We start from the raw sequence: 4,646 nt of genomic DNA on the forward strand, positions 1-4,646 counted from the left end.
TGCAGCCCGTACACCGGGCGGTCGGGATCGAGGTGCTGCACGAGTCCGCTGAAACCCCAAGCCAATCCGACGGCCGGATGGACGCAGAACAGCGGCGCCTCGGCACCCGCGGCGCGCAGCGGGAGCACGACGGCGAGTACGTCGCCGGTGTCCGGTTCGTCGAGGCCGCGCAGTCGGGCGTCGATGCGGCCAGCGAGCGTCGCCGGAGTCGGATCGGTGAAGATCCACTGAATCGGCACGGTCGCACCGGTCGACTCCACCAGCCGCGCCACCAATCGGGCGGCGGCCAGCGAGTTGCCGCCGATGGAGAAGAAGCCGTCGTCGACGCCGACTCGCTCGATGTCGAGGGTCTCGGCGAAGGCGTCGCATACCGTGGCCTCGAGTTCGGTCGACGGCGGCCGGTACGGGGAGTGACGCAGGTCGGGACTCGGCAGCGCCTTGTAGTCGAGCTTGCCGGTTGCGGTGCGCGGCATCCGGTCGAGGGTGATGATGGCGGTAGGAATCATATGGGTGGGCAGACTGGTCGCGAGTTCAGTGGTCAATGTGGTGATATCTGGTGTGGCGTCGGGGGCGGGTACGACATAGCCGACGAGCTGGCGGGCGCCGTTGGGTCTGGTGTGCACGGTGACCGCTGCATTAGCTATATCGCGCTGGCTACGTAGCGCCGTTTCGATTTCGCCGGGTTCGATTCGATGTCCGTGCATCGTCAACTGCAGGTCGCTGCGGCCGATGAACCGCAGCGCGCGGTCGGCGGTCCAGGCGACGAGGTCGCCGGTGCGATACATGCGTGTCCCGGGCGGCCCGTAGGGGTCGGGGACGAATCGGGCCGCGGTGGTCGCGGGTTGCCGGTGGTAACCGCGGGCGAGGCCCGGTCCGGACAGGTACAGCTCGCCGGGGACGCCGGGTGGGACTGGGCGCAGTCTGCGGTCGAGTACCACGGCGGTGAAGCCGCGTACCGGACCACCAATTGTCATCGGACCGTCCGCATGCGCGGTCAGCGGAGCATCGGCGCAGCTCATGATCGTGTTCTCAGTGGCGCCATAGGTGTTGATCACCGTGTGGCCCGGTGCCCATCGAGCGGCGAGGTCGGGCGGGCAGGTCTCGCCGCCGAGGATCAGCGTCCGGAGGGTGTCGAGCCCATCGGTGGGCAGCGATCCGAGCACAGTCGGGGTGAGCGCGGCATGGGTGACGCGTTCGGCGTCGATCACCTCGGCCAGTTCGGCGCCTGCGGCCACCGGTGTCGCGGCGAGGACCAGCGTTGCACCGGCCGCTGCGGCCGTGAGCCATTCGAGGATCGAGACGTCGAAGCTCGGCGAAGCGGCAGCAAGTATGCGGCTCATCGGTGTGACACCGAACCGTTCCCGCGTTTCGGCGGCCAGGTTCGCTATGCCGGCGTGGGTGACCACGACTCCCTTGGGGGTCCCGGTGGAGCCTGAGGTGTAGATCAGGTAGGCCGGATGCTCGGGCCGCAGTGTGGTGGTGCGCTCGTAGTCGTCGATCGGGCGCGGCGTCGCCGCCTCCGTCGTCGCGGCGAAGGTGGGATCGTCGAGGTCGAGCCAGCTGATCTCGCTCGGTAGCTGGTCTCGGTAGGTTCCGTAGGTCAGCCCTAGGGCGGCGCCGGAATCGGCGAGAATGCCGGTGATCCGGTCGTGCGGATGGATGAGATCGACTTGCACGAACGCGGCGCCGGTCTTGGCGACCGCCCATACAGCGATCATGGCGTCGATGGAGCGCGGTAGGGCCACGGCCACCACCGATTCCGGTCCTACTCCCGCGGTGATCAGCACCCGCGCCCACCGGTTCGAGGTTTCGTCGAGCTCGCGGTAGGACAGCGTCGTCCCCGAACAGACCAGCGCTGCTGCGTCCGGCGTTGTCGCAGCCGCGGTCGCAAACACCTCCGGCAACACCGACTTCTCCGCGCCGGGGCGACCGCGGACGGGCACCAGCGTGGCTCGCTCGACCGGCGACAGCAGTTCCAGTTGGGTGAGGGGGAGATCGATATGCGCGGCGATGGTGTCGAGCACCCGCAGCACCCGGTCGGCGAAGTCGTCGATCTGGTGTTGGCCGAATAGCTCCGGCAGGTATTTGAAGGTCAACTTCAAATGCGTGTCGTGGTGGACGATCAGGCCGAGCGGATAGTGCGCGGCGTCTCGTCCCTGGACGTCGAGGACCCGCATTCCGGCGATGTCGGTGTCTTCGGACAGTCCGGCCGAGTCGACCGGGTAGGACTCGAAGACGGTCACGGTGTCGAACATCGCGCCGGGACCGGCCAGCTGTTGGATTTGGGCGAGTCCGAAGTGGTGATGGTCGAGCAGGGCAACCTGTTCGGATTGGATCCGCCGCAGCAGTTCGGCCAGGCTTTCGCGGTGATCGAGCCGGACCCGTACCGGCACGGTGTTGACGAACAGTCCGACCATCGACTCGATACCGGAGATATGTGCGGGACGCCCGGAGACCGTCGTGCCGAAGACCACGTCTTCGCGGGCGGTCGCATTGGCGAGCACGAGTGCCCACGCCGCCTGGACGACGGTGTTGAGGGTGGTCTCCTGCCGCTGGGCCGCCGTGACCAGCGCCGCGGTGTGGCTTTCGCTCAGCTGCACCTGGACCTCGCGCGGGGCGGTGGTGTTGCGGCGGGCGCGGTCGGCGGGTGCCAGCAGCGTCGGCTGGCTGATGCCCTCGAGTGCCCGCGTCCACGCGGTCTCCGCCGCGGCCTGGTCCTGGCTGTTCAGCCAGGTCAGGTAGTCGCGGTAGGGACGTACCGAGGGCAGCGCGCTCGCGTCGCCGTCGGTGGCGTAGAGCACCAGTAGCTCTCGGACCAGCAGTGGTGTGGACCAGCCGTCGATCAGGATGTGGTGCATGCTCAACAGCAGCCGGTATTGCTGGGGAGCGATGCCGATCAGCGTCAGTCGCAGCAGCGGTGCGGCGGTCATGTCGAATCGGCGGTCGGTGGTCGTGACTTGTTCGAGTGCGGCCGCGGGGTCGTCGTGTTCGGTGAGGTCGATCTCGGTGAACGGCACCTCGACGGTGTGGGGCACCACCTGGACGGGTTCGCGGGCGCCGTCGCGCACGAACGCGGTCCGCAGGTTGGGGTGCCGCCGCAGCAGGGTTTGGGCGGCCCGGTGCAGCCGGTCCGCGTCGACGACTCCGCCGAGTTCGACACTGAGTTGCACGATGTAGGCGTCGATGGCGTCGGTGGCGAGTTGGGCGTGGAACAGCAGCCCAGCCTGCAGCGGCGTCAGCGGCCAGATATCGTCCAGCGCCGGATACCGAACCTCGAGTCGGTCGATCGCGGGCTGGTCGAGGTCGACGAGGCCGAGATCCGAGGGTGTCAGCCCGCCAACACCGGGTCGGGACGCGTGGGTGGCCAGCGCTGTCACGGCGTCGCGCCACAGTTCGGCGATCTCGGTGACCTCGCCGCTGGTGAGCAGTCCGGTCGGGTAGTCCCAGGAGGCGGTCAGGGCAGGGCCGTCGGGGGTGTCGGTGGTGGCCGCGTTGATGCCGAGCACGGACGCCGCGGCCGCATCGGGATTCTGGATGCCGCCGCCGCCAGCGTCGCCACCGGCGGGCATCCATCCGATCTCGCGCAATTCCGCAGGAATGGTGTCGAAACGACCGAGATAGTTGAAGCTGACCTGCGGGTCGGGTAGCCCGCCCAGGATGGGGGCGGTATCGGCATTGAGGTAACGCAGCAGCCCGTAGCCGATTCCGCGACCGGGGACCTGGCGCAGTTGTTCCTTGACCGACTTGACGACCGCCCCCGCGGCAGCACCGGTGGCGAACACGTCGTCGATGTCGATACCGGACAGGTCCAGGCGCACCGGGTAGGTGGTGGTGAACCAGCCAACCGTGCGGGTGAGGTCCGCGCCCGGCAGCGGCGCGTCGTGGCGGCCGTGGCTTTCGAGGGTGAGCAGCGCCTCGGTGCTGTCCTCGCCATGGCGGTGACGCCATCGCGCCAGTGCCAGTGCGAGCCCGGCGATCAGGGCGTCGTCCACATTGCCGTGGAACGCTTGGGGCAGGGTAGTGAGCACGGCACGGGTGACCGCGGTCGGCAGCGTCACCTCCACGGTGGCGACACTGGCCTGGACGTCCACTGCCGGGTCGAGCGGGCGGGCACCGATCACCGGATCGGCGGTCTCGAGGGTGGAGCGCCACCAGTCGAGTTCATCGACGCTCTCGGCAGCGGTGTTCAGCCCGTGGGCCCAGCGCCGCATCGAGGTACCCACGGGCGCGAGCTGCGGTGGTTGCCCCGCACTGATCTGGGCCCACGCCAAAGCGAAGTCGGGAACCAGGATCCGCCACGACACCCCATCGACAACCAGATGGTGTACGACAACGAGCAGCCGCCCGGGCCGGTCCGCCCAGTCGAACCAGACCAACTGCAGCATGACGCCCGCGGCGGGGTCGAGGCGTTCGGCGGCCGCATTCGCCTCCGCGTCGGCGATGGCCGCGAAGTAGGCGCTGTCCGGCGCAACTGTCACCGGCACGCGCCGGATCAGTGCGGCGGCGCTTACCTCGGTCGGCCGCACCTGTAGAGCCCATCCGGTCGGGTGTGTGGGGTCGGGGTGGAGTTGGGCGCGCAGCATGTCGTGGTGGTCGATCACTGCTTGCGTGGTGGTTTCGATTCCGGTTCGGTCGATGCCGTTGGG

The 4,646-nt window shown here is 68.7% G+C and carries 1 protein-coding gene; it reads right to left on the reverse strand.

Features of this window, described 5'->3' with window-relative positions; translation table 11 throughout:
- The coding region (locus tag ABZ293_RS41915; RefSeq protein ID WP_355189900.1) for an amino acid adenylation domain-containing protein at positions 1-4,601 on the reverse strand (4,601 nt) is incomplete at its 3' end.
- Positions 4,602-4,646: the final 45 nt, after the last annotated feature.

It is taken from the genome of Nocardia sp. NPDC005998 (assembly GCF_040614395.1).
In the GTDB taxonomy this organism is placed as follows: domain Bacteria; phylum Actinomycetota; class Actinomycetes; order Mycobacteriales; family Mycobacteriaceae; genus Nocardia.